This is a genomic window from Metabacillus lacus (assembly GCF_009674805.1).
Lineage (GTDB): Bacteria > Bacillota > Bacilli > Bacillales > Bacillaceae > Metabacillus_C > Metabacillus_C lacus.
Map to the genome: position 1 here is coordinate 1 of NZ_WKKI01000121.1, position 618 is coordinate 618.

At 31.9% G+C, this 618-nt stretch carries 1 protein-coding gene; it reads left to right on the forward strand.

Features of this window, described 5'->3' with window-relative positions; all coding sequences use genetic code 11:
- Positions 1 to 468, forward strand: a 468-nt coding sequence (locus GJU40_RS20790) for a hypothetical protein (protein ID WP_170289472.1), incomplete at its 5' end; no start/stop codon positions are given.
- Between the last annotated feature and the right edge of the window lie 150 nt (positions 469 to 618).

A 618-nucleotide genomic window follows, 5' to 3' on the forward strand; every position in this document is an offset into this window, starting at 1 on the left:
CATCATTATGATCTTTATGAAGTTGATAGAGGAATAGAATATAAAGTAGAATCATTTTCAGATGAATATCAATCAACAATGGCTTTATATATTTTTTCGAAAAGTAAGTTAGAAGAAAGAATATGTGATGAAAATGTTATAAATGATATTAAAAGCGCTACAACATTTAAGGCTATTCAAAAGATTTTCGAAATCTATTCAGATGAACAGTATTATTCTTTCTTCGAACTTAATCCAGATAAAATAGTTTTAGAAAAAGGCTTAAAGGACACGTATAATGTCCTGTTTTATGGTGAAAGTCACTCTAAAATTTATATAGCTAAATCAAGGGAAATGAATAGAGCTGGGGTTGTTCTATATAATTTTTCTATAAAACTGAGCCGATTTTATAATCTTATGGATATCATTCAAGCAGAAATAGATTCTAATTTTAAAGAAACATTAAAAAGATTATACCTTTTGGGATGAAGGGAGGGAAGCATGGGACGCAGGGACAGGTACGTTGTCCCACGATATGAAAACAGGAGCTTGACATGGTCTTTGGAATCAAGAAAGTTATCCAAATGTAGAGTCCAGAAATAGACGGGTATGAGGTACTCTAAAGCGATGGAGGCAGTC